General features: G+C 29.0%; 16 protein-coding genes. 12 read left to right on the top strand and 4 right to left on the bottom strand.

Translation table 11 applies throughout. From position 1 onward, the window contains the following. Positions 1 to 126 precede the first annotated feature (126 nt). Entirely contained in the window at positions 127 to 1,377 is a 1,251-nt protein-coding gene (locus tag BN2087_RS04480; RefSeq protein WP_049690662.1) for a dicarboxylate/amino acid:cation symporter, read from the top strand. A 51-nt stretch (positions 1,378 to 1,428) separates the two neighbouring features. Here the strand turns inward: BN2087_RS04480 and BN2087_RS04485 are convergent, their stop codons facing one another. Together BN2087_RS04485 and BN2087_RS04490 are read right to left on the bottom strand one after the other, a co-directional pair. Continuing rightward, positions 1,429 to 2,553, bottom strand: coding sequence for a sensor histidine kinase (locus BN2087_RS04485; RefSeq protein ID WP_049690663.1), 1,125 nt, complete (start codon positions 2,551 to 2,553; stop codon positions 1,429 to 1,431). Beyond that, on the bottom strand, positions 2,550 to 3,224 hold the full coding sequence (locus BN2087_RS04490; RefSeq protein WP_049690664.1) for a response regulator transcription factor: 675 nt from the start codon (positions 3,222 to 3,224) through the stop codon (positions 2,550 to 2,552). Before BN2087_RS04490 ends, BN2087_RS04485 begins: the two co-directional genes overlap by 4 nt. Before the next feature lie 137 nt (positions 3,225 to 3,361). Between BN2087_RS04490 and BN2087_RS09510 the strand changes: the two genes are divergently transcribed. From BN2087_RS09510 to BN2087_RS04505, 3 genes are read left to right on the top strand one after another with little or no spacing between them, the layout of a single operon-like run. Further along, positions 3,362 to 3,484, top strand: a complete 123-nt coding sequence (locus BN2087_RS09510) for a CD1871A family CXXC motif-containing protein (protein WP_280641580.1) — start codon at positions 3,362 to 3,364, stop codon at positions 3,482 to 3,484. Beyond that, the gene (locus BN2087_RS04500) at positions 3,471 to 4,361 is read left to right on the top strand and encodes a 4Fe-4S binding protein (RefSeq protein WP_082144178.1); all 891 of its coding nucleotides are present in this window, start codon (positions 3,471 to 3,473) and stop codon (positions 4,359 to 4,361) included. The genes BN2087_RS09510 and BN2087_RS04500 overlap by 14 nt, the downstream gene beginning before the upstream one ends. 14 nt (positions 4,362 to 4,375) lie before the next feature. Further along, positions 4,376 to 5,323, top strand: coding sequence for a TlpA family protein disulfide reductase (locus BN2087_RS04505; protein ID WP_049690667.1), 948 nt, complete (start codon positions 4,376 to 4,378; stop codon positions 5,321 to 5,323). A gap of 77 nt (positions 5,324 to 5,400) precedes the next feature. Here the strand turns inward: BN2087_RS04505 and ppdK are convergent, their stop codons facing one another. Together ppdK and BN2087_RS04515 are read right to left on the bottom strand one after the other, a co-directional pair. Further along, positions 5,401 to 8,031, bottom strand: a complete 2,631-nt coding sequence (gene ppdK / locus BN2087_RS04510) for a pyruvate, phosphate dikinase (protein WP_049690668.1) — start codon at positions 8,029 to 8,031, stop codon at positions 5,401 to 5,403. Next, positions 8,024 to 8,845 (bottom strand): pyruvate, water dikinase regulatory protein, encoded by an 822-nt coding sequence (locus BN2087_RS04515; protein WP_049690669.1) that lies wholly within the window; start codon positions 8,843 to 8,845, stop codon positions 8,024 to 8,026. The genes ppdK and BN2087_RS04515 overlap by 8 nt, the downstream gene beginning before the upstream one ends. A gap of 440 nt (positions 8,846 to 9,285) precedes the next feature. Between BN2087_RS04515 and BN2087_RS04520 the strand changes: the two genes are divergently transcribed. The 8 genes from BN2087_RS04520 (at position 9,286) to BN2087_RS04555 (ending at position 18,649) form a co-directional block, all read left to right on the top strand. Then, complete coding sequence (locus tag BN2087_RS04520; RefSeq protein ID WP_049690670.1) at positions 9,286 to 11,913, top strand: valine--tRNA ligase; 2,628 nt, start codon at positions 9,286 to 9,288, stop codon at positions 11,911 to 11,913. Beyond that, positions 11,913 to 12,641 (top strand): class I SAM-dependent DNA methyltransferase, encoded by a 729-nt coding sequence (locus BN2087_RS04525; RefSeq protein ID WP_049690671.1) that lies wholly within the window; start codon positions 11,913 to 11,915, stop codon positions 12,639 to 12,641. The genes BN2087_RS04520 and BN2087_RS04525 overlap by 1 nt, the downstream gene beginning before the upstream one ends. 2 nt (positions 12,642 to 12,643) lie before the next feature. Continuing rightward, positions 12,644 to 12,844, top strand: coding sequence for a cold-shock protein (locus BN2087_RS04530; RefSeq protein WP_049690672.1), 201 nt, complete (start codon positions 12,644 to 12,646; stop codon positions 12,842 to 12,844). A gap of 1 nt (position 12,845) precedes the next feature. Beyond that, a complete protein-coding gene (locus BN2087_RS04535) occupies positions 12,846 to 13,853 on the top strand; it encodes an alpha/beta fold hydrolase (protein ID WP_049690673.1) in 1,008 nt (335 codons plus the stop codon). Between the two features lie 38 nt (positions 13,854 to 13,891). Next, entirely contained in the window at positions 13,892 to 15,199 is a 1,308-nt protein-coding gene (locus BN2087_RS04540; RefSeq protein WP_049690674.1) for an amidohydrolase, read from the top strand. Next, the gene (gene pcp, locus BN2087_RS04545; RefSeq protein ID WP_049690675.1) at positions 15,174 to 15,815 is read left to right on the top strand and encodes a pyroglutamyl-peptidase I; all 642 of its coding nucleotides are present in this window, start codon (positions 15,174 to 15,176) and stop codon (positions 15,813 to 15,815) included. The genes BN2087_RS04540 and pcp overlap by 26 nt, the downstream gene beginning before the upstream one ends. A 454-nt stretch (positions 15,816 to 16,269) precedes the next feature. After that, positions 16,270 to 17,025, top strand: coding sequence for an ABC transporter ATP-binding protein (locus tag BN2087_RS04550; RefSeq protein WP_049690676.1), 756 nt, complete (start codon positions 16,270 to 16,272; stop codon positions 17,023 to 17,025). Next, entirely contained in the window at positions 17,018 to 18,649 is a 1,632-nt protein-coding gene (locus tag BN2087_RS04555; RefSeq protein WP_049690677.1) for a hypothetical protein, read from the top strand. Before BN2087_RS04550 ends, BN2087_RS04555 begins: the two co-directional genes overlap by 8 nt. Position 18,650 lies beyond the last annotated feature (1 nt).

Consider the following 18,650-nt stretch of genomic DNA (forward strand, 5'->3'; position numbering starts at 1 on the left):
GTTAAAAAAAGTGCAATTTAATTTGCGCTTTTTTATTTTTTGCCTTATAATGAAAAGGTAGTCATGAAACGAGCTATATATATTGTACATATGAAATATAGCTAAAAAAGGAGTGTTTAAATTTTTATGAGTAAATCTGAAAAGAAAAAACTTGGTTTAATACCAAAATTATTGATAGCGATTGCCTTGGGTACTTTAGCAGGTTTATATTTGCCTGAATGGTTTGTTAGAATTGCAGTTACATTCTCATCCATTTTCGGTGCATTTTTAAACTTTGTTATTCCACTTATGATTATCGCTTTTGTTACTAAAGGAATAGCTGACCTTGGAGAGGGAGCTGGAAGGTTACTTGCAGTAACCGTTCTTATTGCTTATGCATCAACTTTAGTTGGTGGTACTTTATCTTATTTAATGAGTTCTAATATTTTCCCAGCTTTTATAAGCCAAGATCAAGTTTCTAAAATTCAAGCTTCAAGTAAAATTGAAGTAAATCCATTTTTTGAAGTACCTATCACACCATTTTTTGATGTTACATCAGCAATTATTTTTGCTTTTATGATGGGAATTTCAATTTCTTGGTTAAGAAAACACGGCAAGGGTGAATATTCTTATGGTTTAATTGGAGAATTTAATGATATAATTACAAAAGTTTTATCAACTGCAATTGTTCCATTATTACCATTTTTTATTTTTGGTAATTTCTCAAAAATGGCCTTCACGGGATCTGTTTTTGCAGTTTTATCAATATTCTGGAAAATATTCTTATGTGTAATTGCCCTTCACTTATTATATATATCTGCTTTATTTATAATAAATGGCCTTTATACAAAGAAAAATCCTCTTGTTTTAATCAAAAATCAAATCAAAGGATATTTAACAGCAGTTGGAACTCAATCATCTGTTGCTACAATTCCTGTAAACTTAGAATGTGCTAAATCAAACAGTGTTAGCAAGGGAATAAGAGATTTTGTTATTCCTCTTGGAGCTACAGTTCACATGCCAGGTTCTATGATTACAATCACAGCTTGTACATTTACAATTTTAACCATGTATGGAATGGATCATTCTTACTTATTAATGTTAAGATATATGGCAATTTTAGGAATTGCTATGGTTGCAGCACCAGGAGCACCAGGTGGAGCTGTAATGAGCGCCCTACCATTTTTACCAGTTGTAGGAATTCCTTCAGAAGGTGAACTTGCATCATTATTGATTACACTTTATCTAACACAAGATTCATTTGGAACCGCAGCAAATATATCAGGAGATACAGCAATCTCAGTTGGTATAGATAAAATCTTTAATAAACATATAGTTAAAAATGATGACTACAAAGATGGTTTCAATGATGAGATTATAAATGCTGAAGAAATTTAATTTAAAAAACTAGGCCTTGTGCCTAGTTTTTTTATCTTTAAAAACAATTTTTTATAAATTTGAAATTGGCAAGCTTACTTTTATTAGGCTGCCTTTTTCTTTATTTAAAACTTGTATTTCTCCCCCATGGATTTTTATTGTTTCTTTCACAAGAGATAGGCCAAGGCCTGATCCTTTTTCTTCGTTTCCTTCTATCCTATAAAAGGCCTTGAAAATATTATCTTTTTCTTTTGAATCTATACCAATACCGCTGTCTTCTACGAAAATTTCTACAAAATTATTTTTTATTTTTGAGTAAATTTTTATATAACCGTGATTTTTGTTGTATTTTATGGCGTTTTCAATTAGGTTGTAAAAGGCCCTATAAATTAAAATATCACTTCCTTCTATATAGATTTCCTTACAATTATTTTCTATATTTATTTCTTTTTTATCTAAAAGAGGTGCTAGATCTTGAATAGCTTCTTCAATTAAAGAGGAAAGTTCAATTTTTTCATTTCTTGAAACTGACCTTAATTCGCTTAATTCCAAAAGACTTGTTACAAGTTTTGCTAGCCTATCTGATTCGTTTTTTATCATAGTCATAAGGTTATTTACTTCATTTTCATCTATATTTTTTTCTTCAAATAGGTCAATTTGGGAATTTATTATGGTTAGGGGGGTCCTTAGTTCGTGGGCTGCTCTTGCTGTAAATTCTCTTTCGTTTTTATAGGATTCGTTTAATCTTTCAAGCATTTGATTAAAAGAGGTAGTTAGTTTTTGAAATTCTTTTATGGGATTTTCTTTTACTTCATAGTCTGTAATATTTTTAAGCTGGATTTGCTCAATTTGTCTGGAAAATTTATCCAAGGGTTCCAAAAATTTCCCGCTTAAAAAATATGAAATAATTCCTCCAAAAATAGTAACTAAACTTGTAATAAGCCAAGATTTTTTTGAAAAATCATCCTTGGAATTTGTGACCTTATCTGAGAAAGTATTTTGAAAATCATCGATTTTATCTTCATCAATATTTATATATAAATCTTTTTTATTTTCTATATTATCAACATAGCCACCAAGTGAATCTATATAAAAATATGCGGTTTTGTTCATGAAAAAATTCATGGTCAAACTTGTAAGAGCAATCAAAATACTTGTTAAAATGGCAATTCTAAGCCTTAATGACATTTTTTTCATTTTATTTTCCTCAAAAGATAGCCCACACCAATCCTATTTTCAATTGGATCATAGCCAAGCTCATTTTTTAATTTTTTCCTAAGGGCTGAAATGTGAACCCTAATCGAATTACTCAACAAATCTACACTAGAATCCCAAACATGGTCAATCAATTCTTCTTGACTTACAGGGCGTCCTTGGTTTAAGAGTAAATATTCTAAAATTCCAGATTCTTTTCTGGTTAGTTTTAATTCTTTTTCATCGACAAAGGTAAGTCTTTTTTTGCTATCAAATTTTATCCTATCAAAGGTAAGATTTGTTTGATTTTGGATAAAATTTCTACGAGTTAAAGACCTTACTCTTGCCTTTAATTCGTCTAAATGAAAGGGCTTTTGCAAAAAATCATTAGCTCCTGCATCAAGACCTTCAACCTTATCTTTAATTTGACTTCTTGCGGAAAGAATTAAAACTTTTGTTTCTTCATCTTCTTTTCTTAAATTTTTCAAAATTTCCATCCCATCCATGTTTGGAAGATTTAAATCCAAAACAATAAGGTCGTAGGATTCAATTTCTATCATCTCCATTGCTTCAAAGCCGTCAAAAGCTGATTCAACCTCATATCCTGCTTTTTTTAAAGATTTACTTATGGTATCATTTAATATTTTTTCATCTTCTACAATTAAAATTTTCATCTTTTCTCCTTTATATGTATTATATCAAATCAAAATAAAATAGATGTTAAGAAAATCTTAACAGAAAATTTATAGGAGCCATGTTATTATTAATTTGTAAAGAGGTGATTGTTATAGAAATAAGAAAAAAGAAAAATATGCAAATTGGTTTTTTAATTTTGAGTCTAATTTTTATCACTTACGGTGCCTTTCGTGGAGAAGTCGATACGGTTTTAAGTAAGGCAGTAAAACTATGTCTGGAGTGTGTTGGAATTGGATAAAATAAAATTAAATATTTTGGCAAAATATAGGCGGCTTATTCAATTGTTAGCAAGCCTTCTTACCAATATTCACATACCTAATTTTTTAAAAGGGGTAATTTATAGGGGGGATTTTAAAAGAATTTGCGTACCGGGGCTTAATTGTTATTCCTGTCCTGCAGCTTCTGGAGCTTGTCCCATAGGAGCCTATCAGGCGGTAGTAGGCTCATCAAAGTTTAAATTTTCCTATTATGTGAGTGGATTTTTAATTTTTGTTGGAGTAATGTTTGGAAGACTTGTTTGTGGATTTTTGTGTCCTTTTGGATTTTTCCAAGAAATTTTACATAAAATCCCGTCAAAAAAATTTTCAACAAAAAAATTAAAGCCATTACGCTACATAAAATATTTTATACTTGTACTAACGGTTGTAATTTTACCAGTTTTATTAGTAAATGACTTGGGCATGGGCAATCCATATTTTTGTAAGTATATATGTCCTGCTGGAGTTTTGGAAGGAGCAATTCCACTTTCCTTGGTAGATTCATCAATAAGGGCAAGCCTAGGATCATTATTTAACTTAAAACTTACAATTCTAATAATAAGCGTAGTCCTATCAATAATATTTTTTAGACCCTTTTGCAAGTGGATTTGTCCATTGGGAGCATTTTATGCATTATTTAATAAAATTTCCCTATTTAAAATAATTTTCGACAATAATAAGTGCATATCTTGCAAAAAATGTCAAAAGGCTTGTAAAATGGATGTAGATGTTAGAAAAGACCAAAATCACACAGAATGTATAAGGTGTGGAATGTGCATTAAATCATGTCCAACTTGTGCTTTAAAATACCAATTTGGATTTGATAAAAAAGATGAAAAAGAAAAAATAAAAAATTAATTAAGGAGAAAAAAATGAAATTAAAAAAAATAAAAGTATCAGCCCTAGCTTTAGCTTTGGCATTAAGTTTTACAGCTTGTTCAAAAAAAGAAGACAAAAATGAAATGTCAAGCAACAAAAAAAGTGTTGAAAGCAATATGACAGATAAAAAAGAATCAAATAAAAAAGATAGTGAAAATCCATCATCAACAGATGAGTCAGTAGATCAGTTAATGGAAAAACAAAATAAAATCATTGAAAGCCACAATAAACAATGGCAAGTTGCATTTTCAAAAGCTGACAAAAGCAAGGTAGCGGGGGAAGCTAGCGTATCTTATGATATGTACCTTCTAGATTTGGTAGAAAAATCAAAAGATGAACTTTCAAAAGAAGATTACGACCTACTTAAAAAAGATGTAGAAGAAATTGGAAAAATCGAGAAAATTATTAACAAAAAAAAGGGAATAGATAGCCAATTTAATAATGGTTACAACAAAAATGAAAAATCATCAACCAAAGAATTAAAAGCCTTCCCAGAATTTAAATCAAAAGATTTTGATGGAAAAGAGGTGACAAAAGAAATTTTCAAAGACAAAAAACTAACCCTAGTTAATTTCTGGTTTAATGGATGTGCACCATGCGTTGGAGAAATTCCAAAATTACAACAATTAAATGAAGAAGTTGAAAAAATGGGCGGACAAGTTATAGGAATAAACTCAGAAGCCAAAGTAGGGGATGAAGATACAATAAAAGAAGCTAAAAAAATCCTAAAAAAACAAGGAGCAAAATATAGAAATATAAGTATAGACAAAGACAGTGAACTTGAAAAATATACCGAAACAATTATGTCATACCCAACATCAATTCTTGTAGATAGCGAAGGAAATATAGTTGGTGATCCAATTGTAGGAGCTATAGATAAAGAAGATACCTACAAGAAGGTAAAAGATATGATGGAAAAAATAATAAAAGACGAAATATAAGAAATAAATTTAGATTTATTTATCCTTCTTGAAAATAAAAATACCAGAGCTTAAGCTCTGGTATTTTGTGTATAAAATTATTTATTTCTTGGATGTTCAATAGCTTCTTGAGCTGCAGCAAGTTTTGCAATTGGAACTCTAAATGGTGAACAAGATACATAATCAAGTCCTACATTGTACAAATATTTTACAGTTGTAGGTTCTCCACCGTGTTCTCCACAGATTCCTAAGTGTAGGTTTGGATTTGCTTTTTTACCACGTTCTACAGCAGTTTCAACCAAGAAACCAACACCTTTTTGATCTAAAACTTGGAAAGGATCTTTGGCAAAAATATCTTTATCAAGGTAAAGATCTAAGAATTTGCCAGCATCATCTCTTGAAAGACCAAAGGTCATTTGTGTTAAGTCGTTTGTTCCGAATGAGAAGAAGTCAGTGATTTCACCGATTTCATCAGCTGTTATTGCAGCTCTAGGAATTTCAATCATTGTTCCTAATAAGTAATCAATTTTCTTTCCTTTTTCTTCGAAAACTTTTTCGATTTCTTCTCTAACTTGAGTTTTTACATAAGCAAGTTCTTTTACATCAGATGAAAGTGGGATCATTATTTCTGGAACAACATTTATTCCATCTTCGTGACAATGCAAAGCAGCTTGGATTATTGCACGAGCTTGCATTTTTGAAATTTCAGGATATCTAACTCCAAGTCTAAGTCCTCTAAATCCAAGCATTGGGTTTACTTCTTCAAGATCAAGGATTCTTTTTTTAACTTCAGCAATTTCCATATTTAAATCTTCAGCAAGAGTTCTAATTTCTTCTTGTCCTCTTGGTAAAAATTCATGAAGAGGTGGATCAAGAAGTCTTACTGTAACAGGTCTTTCTCCCATTAGAGAATAAATTTGGTAGAAATCATCTTCTTGCATTGGAAGGATCATATCCAAAGCTTCTTTTCTAGTTTCAGCATTGTGAGCCAAAATCATTTTTCTAACTTGGAAAATTCTGTCAGCTTTAAAGAACATGTGTTCAGTTCTACATAAACCAATTCCTTCAGCTCCAAATTGTAGTGCTTGTTCAGCATCGTGAGGAGTATCAGCATTTGTTCTAACTTTCATATCACGATATTTATCAACCCAGCCCATAAATTCGCCGAAGTTTCCTTCAAGTTTTGGACTTTCTGTTTCAAGTGCTCCAGCATAAATATTTCCAGTTGAACCATCTATTGATAGAACATCTTGGTCAGAATATTTCTTTCCATCGATTCTTACAAATCTTTCAACTTCATCAACATAAATATCATGAGCTCCAGATACACAACATTTTCCCATTCCTCTTGCAACAACAGCAGCATGGCTTGTCATACCACCTCTAGCAGTAAGAATACCACTTGCTGAAACCATTCCTTCAAGATCTTCTGGAGAAGTTTCTTCACGAACAAGGATTACATCAACACCTTTTGCTGCTCTTTTTTTGGCTTCTTTTGCAGTAAAGGCAATGTAACCAACAGCAGCTCCTGGACTTGCAGCAAGACCTTTTGCAATAGGATTATTTTCTTTTATAGATTTTTGAGAAAGAGTTGGGTGGAGAAGACCATCAAGATCTTTTGGATCAATTCTTAAAATTGCTTCTTTTTCATCAAGAAGACCTTCATGAACCATATCAACAGCAACTTTTACAGCAGCTTGAGCAGTTCTCTTACCATTTCTTGTTTGAAGTAAGAATAATTTACCTTCTTGAATGGTAAATTCCATATCTTGCATGTCCTTGTAATGTTGTTCAAGTTTTTCTGCAGTATCATGGAATTGATCAAAAACTTCTGGTAAAGAATCTTTTAAAGTTTGAATTTCTTTTGGTGTTCTAACTCCAGCAACAACGTCCTCACCTTGAGCGTTCATTAAATATTCACCAAATAATTTGTTTTCACCAGTAGCAGGGTTTCTTGAAAAAGCAACGCCAGTTCCAGAAGTATCACCCATATTTCCAAATACCATTGTTTGAACATTTACAGCAGTTCCCATAGAATCATCAATATCATTTATTCTTCTATATAAAATTGCACGTTCATTATTCCAAGAAGCAAAAACAGCATTTATAGCTTTGTTTAATTGTTCTCTTGGCTCTTGTGGGAAATCTTCACCCTCTATATCTTTATAAACTTTTTTATATTTTTCTACTACATCTTTTAAATCTTCAGCAGTAAGTTCTGTATCTTCACTAACGCCTTTTTCGTCTTTTTTAGCACTAAGAACCTTTTCAAAATTATTTTTATTAATTCCCATTGCTACGTCAGCAAACATTTGAATAAATCTTCTGTATGAATCGTAGGCAAATCTTTCATTATTTGTTTTTTTACTAAGACCAATAACAGCGTCATCATTCAAGCCAAGATTAAGGATAGTATCCATCATTCCAGGCATAGAAATTGGAGCACCACTTCTTACTGATACAAGGAGTGGATCTTCAGTTGATCCAAAAGTTTTTTCGTTGTGACTTTCAAGATCTTTTATGTGATTTGAAATTTCATCATTAAGATCTTCCCAGATTTTTTGATCTTCTTTATAAAATCTTGCACAAGCTTCAGTTGTAACTGTAAAACCATATGGAACATTTATTCCCATGTTTGTCATTTCTGCTAAATTTGCGCCTTTACCACCAAGCAAAGAGCGCATGTCCTTGTCTCCTTCGTTAAAATTGTATACATATTTTTCAGTCATTTTTTTCCCCTTTCCTACTGTTAATATGATTGATTATAATATCAGCCGTTTCTTCTATGGACCTATTCGTAACATCAATTATTACACAATCCAAATCATCCATTATCTCTTTTGCATGGTCTAATTCTTTTTGGATATTTCTCAAATCTGAATATTGACTTTTACCAAACAAATTTAGACTTTTAAGTCTTTCTTCCCTGAAAGATTTCAAAATATTTTTATCAATAGTAAGACCGAATAATTTATTTTTATCGATTTCAAAAAGTTCATCGGGAAGTTTGGTATTCAAAAGTATAGGAATATTGCAAACTTTATAACCCTTGCTTGCCATATAAATTGATAAGGGAGTTTTAGAAGAACGAGATACACCAATAATTGCTATATCACAGGCTTTTAGCGATCTAAAATCTTTGCCATCATCATATTTAATGGCAAAATCTAAAGAATTTAATGCTTTAAATCGGTCAGTTTCATAAAGGGACTCATCAGAAAAAGAATATTTTGGTTCTAAATCAAGTTTTTTAGAAATGGTCCTTATGGAATAGCCGGTTATATCAACATAAGTAATATCATTTAGTTCACAAAAGTCATTGATATAAACGTTCATCCTTGAATCTTGGAATGAGTGATAGATTATAAAATTTTCGCCAGTTTCAATTATAAAATTTAAAATATCCTTTAGAGATTGTATATCTCTTACATCTGGATAAATATTTGTAATTGTTTCAACATCAAATTGACTAAGGGATACATTTACAATTTTTTCTATAGCATAGCCACTTGTGTCAGAGATAATGTTTACATTAAGCTTCATCCTATCACCTCTTTAATATAAGATTCTACTAATATTATAGCATTTTTAAATAAAAATCCAAGACTTGAAAACATTTTTCAATCATAAAAACTAATAATTATTAGTTTTTAAACAAATAGATAATTTTTTTATTTCTTAAATTTTTACAAAATTGACAAAAAGAATATTTAAAATATAATAAGAGAAGAAATGAATAAAAAACTTTGACAAAAAGGAGTAGTAGGGGAAATTTTTTTAGAGAGAAGACGGATGGTGAAAGTCTTTAAATTAATCCTATGAAGGTTGTTTTGAAATAGTTTAATGTAGCATGCATGTATGCAAATAAGAGCCTTTTTTAAAAAAAGGAAGATAGGTGGTAACGCGATAATCTCGTCCTTGAGAGTTGTGTTACTTTTTTTATTATTTATTTTTAATTTTTATTTTGAAATTAAGGAGAATTTATGCAAACAAAATACGAGCCACAAAAATTTGAAAAAGAAATTTATAAAAAATGGGAAGATGGTGGATATTTTAAAGCAAGGGTAGATGAAAATAAAAAACCATTTACTATTGTAATGCCACCACCAAATATTACAGGAAAACTACACTTGGGTCATGCTTTAAATAATACAATTCAAGATATTATTATTAGATATAAAAGAATGCAAGGATTTGAAGCTTGTTGGATTCCAGGAACTGACCACGCATCAATTTCAACTGAAGCAAAAGTTGTAGAAAAAATAAAAAATGAAGGCAAATCCAAAGATGATTTGGGTCGTGATAAATTTTTGGAAGAATGTTGGGACTGGACCAAAGAGTACGGTGGAACAATAAAAAGACAATTAAGAACTGTAGGAGTTTCTTGTGATTGGGACCGTGATTCTTTTACTATGGATAAAAATCTTACAAGGGCTGTAAGAAAAGTTTTCAAAAAAATGTATGATGAAGGCCTAATTTATAGGGGAAATAGGATTGTAAATTGGGATCCTGAGGCAAAAACCGCTCTTTCTGATGCAGAAGTTTACCACAAAGACCAAGAAGGACATTTATGGTATATAAAATATTTCTTTGAAGATAGTGATGATTTTATTACAATTGCCACAACAAGACCTGAGACCATGCTTGGAGACTTGGCTGTTGCAGTAAACCCAGAAGATGCGAGATTTAAAGATAAAATTGGAAAAAATTTAATTTTACCACTTGTAGGAAGAAAAATTCCTTTGATTGAAGATTCTTATGTAGATATGGAATTTGGTACAGGTTGTGTAAAAATAACTCCTTCCCATGACCCTAACGATTTTGAAGTTGGAAAAAGACATGGTCTTGGCCAATGCATAGTTATTGATGAAGGTGCAAATATTAAAGAAGGATACGGAAAATATTCTGGTCTTGATAGGTATGATGCTCGTAAATTAATGATTGAAGATTTGGAAAAAGAAAATCTTTTGGTAAAAACTGAAACAATTGAGCATGCAGTTGGATACAGTGAAAGAACAAATGTTGTAATTGAACCATTAATTTCAAAACAATGGTTTGTTAAAATGGAAGATTTGGCAAAAGATGCAATCGAAGTTTATAAAAATGGAGATTTGAATTTAATTCCAGATTCTTTAGGAAAAACCTACATGAATTGGCTAGAAAATATTAGAGATTGGTGTATTTCTAGACAATTGTGGTGGGGACACAGACTTCCAGTTTTCTATACTGAAGATGGAGAAATTATTGTTTCAGAAGATGATCCAGATGAAAATGGATATTTGAATGGGAAAAAAGTCACTCAAGAAGAAGATACTCTTGATACTTGGTTTTCATCAGCTCTTTGGCCTTTTGCAACCTTGGGATGGCCAGAAGAAACTGAAGATTATAAATATTTCTTCCCAACAGATATTCTTGTAACAGGTTATGATATTATATTTTTCTGGGTTATAAGAATGGTATTTTCATCTCTTTACAATACTAAGGAAACTCCTTTTGACCATGTACTTTTCACAGGTCTAATTAGAGATTCTCAAGGAAGAAAAATGAGTAAATCTCTTGGAAATGGAGTTGATCCAATTGACGTTGTAAATAAATATGGAGCAGATGCCCTTAGATTTACAATAATAACAGGAAATTCTCCTGGAAATGATATGCGCTATGATGAAAAAAGAATTGTAGCAAGCAGAAATTTTGCCAACAAATTATGGAATGCAACAAGATTTGTTTTGATGAATATTGATGAAGATGATGATATTGAATTTAAAAATTTAGATTTAAGTCTTGAAGATAAGTGGATTTTAAAAAGATTGAATAATGTTATAGAAGAAGTTTCTAAAAATCTGGATAATTATGAAATTGGTCTTGCTGCAAGTAGGATTGAAGATTTTATTTGGGAAGAATTTTGCGATTGGTATATTGAATTTGCTAAAGAAAGATTAAATTCTGATGATGAAAATAAAAAATCAACTGTTAAAAAAGTTCTACTTTATGTTTTAAAAGACATGATTTCACTTCTTCATCCATTTATGCCATTTATTACTGAGGAAATTTATAAGCAATTGCCAAATAAAAAAGATATGCTTATAGTTGAATCTTGGCCTAAGGTTAGGGATGATTTTAATTTTGACAGCGAGGCAAGAGTTGTTGATGGAGCAATTGAGGCTATAAAATCTATAAGAAATCAAAGACAAACTCTAAATCTTGGTTCAAAAACAAGACAAGATTTAATAATTTACTCATCTGATGAAAATACTAGAAATTTCCTAGAAATTTTGAAGGGTCAATTTGTGAATCTTTCAAAATCTGGAGAAATTACAATAATAGATAAGGACAAAGAAGTTGAAGATGCAGTATCTTTGATTTTCAATGATTTTAAAATTTATATTCCTTTAAAAAATCTAATTGATTATGACAAGGAAAGAAATAGATTAAAAGATGAAATTAAAAAACTTGAATCTGAAATTAAAAGAGCTGAGGGTAAATTAAATAACCAAGGTTTTATTTCAAAAGCACCTGAAGCTGTTGTAAATGAAGAACGTGAAAAATTAGAAAAATATAAGGACTTACTTGTAAAAACTCAAGAATCTTACAAGGAAATAGAAGATAAATAATGTATAAAGATTTTGCTTATATTTATGACAAATTATCTTTTGACCTAGATTATGAGAAATATGCAGAAAATATAAAATCTTTGGTCAAGAAAAATAAGATTAAAAAAGAAAAAATGTTGGAGTTAGCGTGCGGAACTGGCATGCTAACCAATCATTTTTTTGATTTTTTTGAAAAAATTGATGCCTTGGACTTATCAAAATCTATGCTCGAAGTTTTTTCGAAAAAATATCAAGAAGAAAATGTATCTTTGTATAATTATGATATGGTTGATTTTCAAAATGAAAATTCCTATGATTTAATTGTGATTTTGCTTGATTCTATAAATTATATTTTGGATGAAATTGATTTAAAAAAATTGATGGAAAATTCTTATAAAAATTTGAAAGAGGGTGGACTTTTAATTTTTGATATAAATTCAGAATATAAAATGAAAGAAGTTTTCGGTTTGAAATCTTATATTTATGAGTATGAGGATATTTTTTATACCTGGGATAATATTAAAACTGATGATATTATTGATATGGAGCTAAATTTTTTTGTTGAAAACGAGGATGGGACTTACCAAAGAATAATTGAAAATCAGGTTGAAAGAATATATACTGTAGATTTTATGGAAAAAATTTTGAAAGAAAATAATTTTTCTGATATTGAAATTTTTGATGAAGATGATATGGGAAAGATTAAGGATAATACTTTGAGGATTTTATTTAAGGCTAAAAAGGAGTAAAAATGGAAGGAAAAGTTAAATTTTTTGATGAAAAAAAGGGATATGGTTTTATAGAATCAGAAAGTGGCGACTATTTTTTTCATTATTCTGAAATAATTTCTGATAAGGATTATAAAACTATTGAAAATGGAGCAAGTGTTGAATTTGATGTGAAAGATTTGGGCAGGGGAGATACTGCCTTTAATGTGAAAAAAAGGGGCTAAGATGAAATATTTTATTTTGATTTTGTTTTTGATTTTTCTTCCTCAAATTTATTATTTGTACAAGAAAAAAACTTATCTTGATTTAAAAAATGGGTCAAAATTTTTTATTAAAGAAGAAAGTTTAATTAAGAATAATAGGTGCAAGGTTATTCTTACAAATTCAGATGGTTTTGATATTTATGCTAACCGTTTTGATGTTGAAAATCCAAAAGCTGTTGTTCAAATTGTCCATGGTATGCTTGAGCATTCACTTAATTATTTGCATTTTGTTAAATTTTTAAATGAAAGAGGCTATGCTGTTGTAATTTCAGATAATAGGGGACATGGAAAATCTATTTCTGAAAATCACCCTTCTGGATTTATTAAAGAAAAAGATGAGCTTGTTGATGACCAATTTGTTATAAATAAATATATTAGAATGTATTACAAGGACAAAAAAGTTTATATGTTGGGTCATTCTATGGGGTCTTTGATTTGTAGAAATTATTTGCAAAAATATGATTATACTATTGATAAATTAGTTTTGACAGGAACTGTAGCTTATATTCCAATTGCAAAACTTGGAATTTTTATTGGAAATATTGTCACATTTTATTTGGGTGAGAAAAGAAAATCACATTTGCTTGATGCACTTTCTGGTATTTCTTCTAAGGATTCTTCTTGGATTTCTTATAATGAGGAAAATGTTAGAATGAAAGATAATGATCCAATGCGTTTAAGTGGATTTTTGGCAAGAAGTAATGTTTGCTTGTTTACTCTTGTAAATGATTTAAATAAAAACAATAAATACAAAGTTAAAAATAAAGATTTACAAATAGCTTCCTTAAATGGAGTTGATGATGATGTTACTGGTGGAGATAAGGGGTTAATGAATACAAAGAATATTTTATCATCCATTGGATACAAAAATCTATATTTTAAAACTTATGATCATATGAAACATGAAGTTTTAAATGAAGACAACAGGATGGAAGTTTTTGAAGATATTGATATGTTTTTTAAAAAATGAGTTTAGGCTCATTTTTTTAATGAAAAAAAGGATTTATAATGATTGAAGAAGATCTTATTAGATTAAGAAGACATTTTCACAAATATGCAGAGCCTGCATGGATGGAATTTTTGACAACTGCAAAAATAATTGAAGAATTAAAGCCTTATGACCTAAAACTTTTTTATGGAAAAGAAATTTATTTTAACAAAAGAATGGGACTGCCAGAAAAAGATGAAATTAATTCTTATAGAAACTCTATTGAAATTTCTGATATAGAAAAAAAGGATGAAATTTTAGATTCATATACTGGTCTAATTGCAGTTTTGGATACAAAAAAACCTGGGCCAAATATTGGATTTAGATTTGATATCGATGCAAATGAACTAGAGGAAACAGATTCAGCTGGCCATCTACCAAATATTTTAAATTTTTCGTCAAAAAATTCCTTTGCCATGCACGCTTGCGGTCACGATGCCCACATGTCAATTGGAATTGAGCTTGCAAAAATTCTTTCATCAAATAAGGATAAGTTAAAAGGGAAAATAATTTTTATTTTTCAACCTGCAGAAGAGGGAGTAAGGGGAGCCTATTCTTTGATGAATAATCCCATAATTGATAATTTTGATTATATGGCAGGAATGCATATTGGAATGGATGTAAAAAGTGGTCAAATTGGAGTCGGAAGTCATGGATTTCTTGCTACAAAAAAAATAGATATTATTTTTAAGGGCAAGGCTTCACATGCTGGAGCAAGTCCTGAAAAAGGACACAATGCTCTCCTTGCTGCATCTAGTGCAGTTTTAAATTTTAATAGCCTTGCCCAACATTCTATGGGAGAAGCTAGAATTAATGTAGGAAAATTAAATGCAGGAAGCGGAAGAAATATCATTGCAAACAAGGCGAAAATCGAAATGGAAATTAGGGGAGAAAATGATCAAATAATTTCTTATTTGTATAATGGTGTAAATAGAATTATAAAGGGATCTGCAATTTCCTATGACTGCTCCTATGAAATTGAAATAAAGGGCCAAGCTCCATCTCTTATGCCTTATGATGAAAATTTTATAAAAAAATTAAGAGAGTATTATAAGGAAAAATCCTATAAACTGGTTGATGCCGAATTAAAGGGATCTGAAGATATTGCATATTTTTTAAATGAAGTAAGAAGAAGCGGTGGAAAAACTGTGCATTTTATTTTAGGATCAAATTTAAAAGACAGCCACCACAGCGAAAATTTTGATATAAATGAAAAAGATATGCTAAGAGGGGTAAATCTCTTGGTTGATTTTGTAAAATATATTGAAAAAATTGATGGAATTGAATATGAAAGGATGGAAAATGAAAATTTTACTTACAGGATTTGATCCTTTTGATAAAGAAAAAATAAATCCATCTATTGAACTTGTGAAAAAAGTTGATGGGAAAATTGGAAGTGCCCAAATATTTAAATTAGAAATTCCTACAGTTTTTAAAAAATCTGGTCAAATTTTGGAAGAAAATATAAAAAAAATAAGGCCAGATGTAATTTTGTGTATTGGTCAAGCTGGTGGAAGAAGTTCTATTACTGTTGAAAGAATTGCTATTAATATTGATGATGCAAGAATTTTTGACAATGATGGTAAAAAGCCGATTGATGAAAAAATAAGAGATGATGGAGAAAATGCTTATTTTTCAAATTTATCAATTAAAAAAATAGTTGAAGAGATAAAAAAAGAAAATATTCCAGCAGAAATTTCAAATTCAGCAGGAACTTTTGTTTGTAATCATTTGATGTATGAGGCCTTGTATTTGGCAAAAAAATATAAAAACATAAGGGCAGGATTTATTCACATTCCATATTTGCCAGAACAAGTTATAAATAAGACAAATATTTCTTCAATGGATTTGGAAAATTCATTAAAAGCAATAAATATTGCCATAAAAACTATAATAAATCATAATGGAGAAGATGTAAAAATTTCTGGTGGAAAAATTTCATAAATTTTAAAAGCAAGTTTTGAGCTTGCTCAGAGCTTATACAAACCCTCAAGCACGAATATCTGACTTCAAAAATTGTTGATTTCTAAATTTCAAAATTCTAAAATCGCAAACTCGCTAAGGCGATGACAGATAAATAGCTTAAAATTGTGCCAGTGGCACGATTTTAATATTTATCCCTCGGAGTAAACCGAAGAATTTAAATTTAATTGAATTTAATTTATTTAACAAATAAGTCATAGCTTTAAAATTTAGAGTGCGATTTTTGACGAATTTTCAAATTTGAAATCAAATTAATTTTTTACGTATGATATTCTTAGCGTGAGGATTTGTATACTTTGTCAAAAGTTTAAGCAAGTTTTGTACTTGCTTATTTTTTTGTTATAATGAAAAAAGATTATTGATGAAGCAATATTATTTTTAATAAATTAAATATAAATAAATTAAAGGAGTTTTTATGAAACTTGAGATAAAAAATCTTTCCAAGACTTTTGGTAAAAAAGAAGTTTTGAAAAATATAGATTACACTTTTGAACAGGGAGTTGTTTATGCTCTTTTGGGAAGAAATGGGGCAGGAAAAACTACGCTTTTTTCTTTGATTAGTGAACAAATTAAAAAAGATTCTGGAAATATTTATCTTCTTGATGAAAATGGAAAGAAAGAACTTGATTTTAGGGACGTATTTTTCATGGTTGCAGAGCCAGACCTTCCAAAATTTCTTACTGGACGAGAATTTATAAAATTTTTTGTAGAGGCTAATAAGGAAAATATTAAAAATGAAAAATCAATAGAAGAATATTTTTCTCTTGTGGATTTTGATATTGAAGATACCGATAGGCTTATCCAAGATTATTCAACAGGGATGAAAAATAAACTTCAAATGCTTATGTTTTTGATTTTAAGACCAAAGGTTATTTTGATGGATGAGCCTCTTACAAGCCTTGATGTAGTTGTTCAACTTGAAATGAAAAAAATAATTAGAGATATTCACAAGGACCATATAATTATTTTTTCAACTCATATTTTACAACTTGCAAAAGATATTTGTGATGATATTGTCCTTCTCCATGATAAGAATTTACAAAAAGTTGATAAGATGGTTTCAGAAGATAAGGATTTTGAAGATAAAATAATAAAGCTTTTGACAAGTAAAAATGTCGAAAATATTGATATAAATTTAGATGATGAAAATTTGGGTGATAAAGATGAGTAGGTATTTTTCCAAATTTCTATTAATTGAAAGAATAAAGATCACCAAAGTTTTTAATGGGATGGTTTACGGGATAAGAAAAGTTCCTTTAATTGGAAAACACTTGGGCGACAAGTATTATTTTTATGATTTAAAAGAAATCATAAATACATTTGTTCCGATTTTTTCAATAATATGGCAATTTATCAAATCAATATTAACCTTTGGCTTTGCAGTTTTTATTTCAAGGACTTTATTAAAGTTTTTATTTGAAATTTCTGATAAATCTCCCTTATTTTTTAGGAGTGATTTTGATTTAAGTCTTGGATCAGTTATACTTACTTGCTTTCCTTTTAGTTTTTATATTACAAATATGATAACATCATCATTATTAACAGATAATGGGAATGCCTTTTCTGATTTAAGTAAAAATTTCAATTTTTTTCCAAATGATTTGGCGCGCATATTTTTGTATTTAGAGCCATTTTTGATTTTTATTGGAAGGACTTTGGGATTTGTGATTTTTGGTAAAATTTTTGCAAATATAAATCCTATTTACACATTTTTATTTAGTCTTGGTATTTATTTTTATAATATAAATATTACGGGATTTTGGACAAAAATATATGAAAGAAGAAAAAAATCATTTTTTGAAGATAGATCATTTTTACAAATCATTTTGATTTTAATTTTGGATTTGGCAATAAGTTTGTTAGTTTTAATAATAAAACTTGATTTTAAAGTTTTAAGTCTTGGATTTTTCTTTATAAATTTAATTTTATTTCCCTTTGTTGTGAAATATTTTAAAAATTTCAAGGGCTATGACAAAATAATCGAAAAAACAATAAATGTATATAAACTAGCAGTAGAAAATTCAAAAGATATGCAAAATAATGTTGTAAAAATTGAAAATAAAGATGTAAATAACAAAGAAAAGATTAAAGGTGAAGGATTTGTATATCTAAATAATTTGTTTTTTAAAAGGCACAAAAGACATCTTTTAAAACCAACTTTAATAAAAAGTGGTATTTTTCTTATTTTAGGAATTGGTGGATTTTTATTTGCATCAAGCCTTACAATAAAGGTGAAAGAAGTTTATAAAATTTTAATATTTATAATTCCAATAATTTCATATATTTTATTTAAACAAGATTTAATACTAATGGCATTTTATAAAAACTGTGACTCGTCACTTTTGTATTACAATTTTTATAGGGAAGATAAGAATTTATTGAAAATGTTTTGGTTAAGATTTAATTCAGTTTTTAAACTTATGTCAATTCCTATGGGAGCTATGTTTATAATTTATATTTGTTTTGCAATAAAATTTTTGACAAAAACTGATTTAAATTTATCATTACCAATTTTTTATATAGTATTAAATGCAATATTTTTTACAGTTTTGCCCTTGTTTCAGTATTATATAATTCAACCTTTTGATAAAGAAGGAAAACAGAAATCTGTAGTTTTAGTTTTAATGAATATGTTTTTGTATTATATATTTATATTTGGACTTCCGGCTTTGGCAACAAAAATTGGAGAGATTAAATTTATGTTAATAATTTCAATTTTTATAATAGGATTTGTAGGACTTGCAAGTTTTTTAATATATAAATTTGCACAAAAAACTTTTAAAATAAAACAATAAA

It is taken from the genome of Anaerococcus jeddahensis, assembly GCF_001182725.1.
GTDB lineage: Bacteria > Bacillota > Clostridia > Tissierellales > Peptoniphilaceae > Anaerococcus > Anaerococcus jeddahensis.

Coding starts and splice junctions, on each gene's coding strand:
- BN2087_RS04480 (WP_049690662.1), top strand. CDS start 127: ATGAGTAAATCTGAAAAGAAAAAACTTGGTTTAATACCAAAATTATTG.
- BN2087_RS04485 (WP_049690663.1), bottom strand. CDS start 2,553: ATGAAAAAAATGTCATTAAGGCTTAGAATTGCCATTTTAACAAGTATT.
- BN2087_RS04490 (WP_049690664.1), bottom strand. CDS start 3,224: ATGAAAATTTTAATTGTAGAAGATGAAAAAATATTAAATGATACCATA.
- BN2087_RS09510 (WP_280641580.1), top strand. CDS start 3,362: ATGCAAATTGGTTTTTTAATTTTGAGTCTAATTTTTATCACTTACGGT.
- BN2087_RS04505 (WP_049690667.1), top strand. CDS start 4,376: ATGAAATTAAAAAAAATAAAAGTATCAGCCCTAGCTTTAGCTTTGGCA.
- ppdK (WP_049690668.1), bottom strand. CDS start 8,031: ATGACTGAAAAATATGTATACAATTTTAACGAAGGAGACAAGGACATG.
- BN2087_RS04515 (WP_049690669.1), bottom strand. CDS start 8,845: ATGAAGCTTAATGTAAACATTATCTCTGACACAAGTGGCTATGCTATA.
- BN2087_RS04520 (WP_049690670.1), top strand. CDS start 9,286: ATGCAAACAAAATACGAGCCACAAAAATTTGAAAAAGAAATTTATAAA.
- BN2087_RS04525 (WP_049690671.1), top strand. CDS start 11,913: ATGTATAAAGATTTTGCTTATATTTATGACAAATTATCTTTTGACCTA.
- BN2087_RS04530 (WP_049690672.1), top strand. CDS start 12,644: ATGGAAGGAAAAGTTAAATTTTTTGATGAAAAAAAGGGATATGGTTTT.
- BN2087_RS04535 (WP_049690673.1), top strand. CDS start 12,846: ATGAAATATTTTATTTTGATTTTGTTTTTGATTTTTCTTCCTCAAATT.
- BN2087_RS04540 (WP_049690674.1), top strand. CDS start 13,892: ATGATTGAAGAAGATCTTATTAGATTAAGAAGACATTTTCACAAATAT.
- pcp (WP_049690675.1), top strand. CDS start 15,174: ATGAAAATTTTACTTACAGGATTTGATCCTTTTGATAAAGAAAAAATA.
- BN2087_RS04550 (WP_049690676.1), top strand. CDS start 16,270: ATGAAACTTGAGATAAAAAATCTTTCCAAGACTTTTGGTAAAAAAGAA.
- BN2087_RS04555 (WP_049690677.1), top strand. CDS start 17,018: ATGAGTAGGTATTTTTCCAAATTTCTATTAATTGAAAGAATAAAGATC.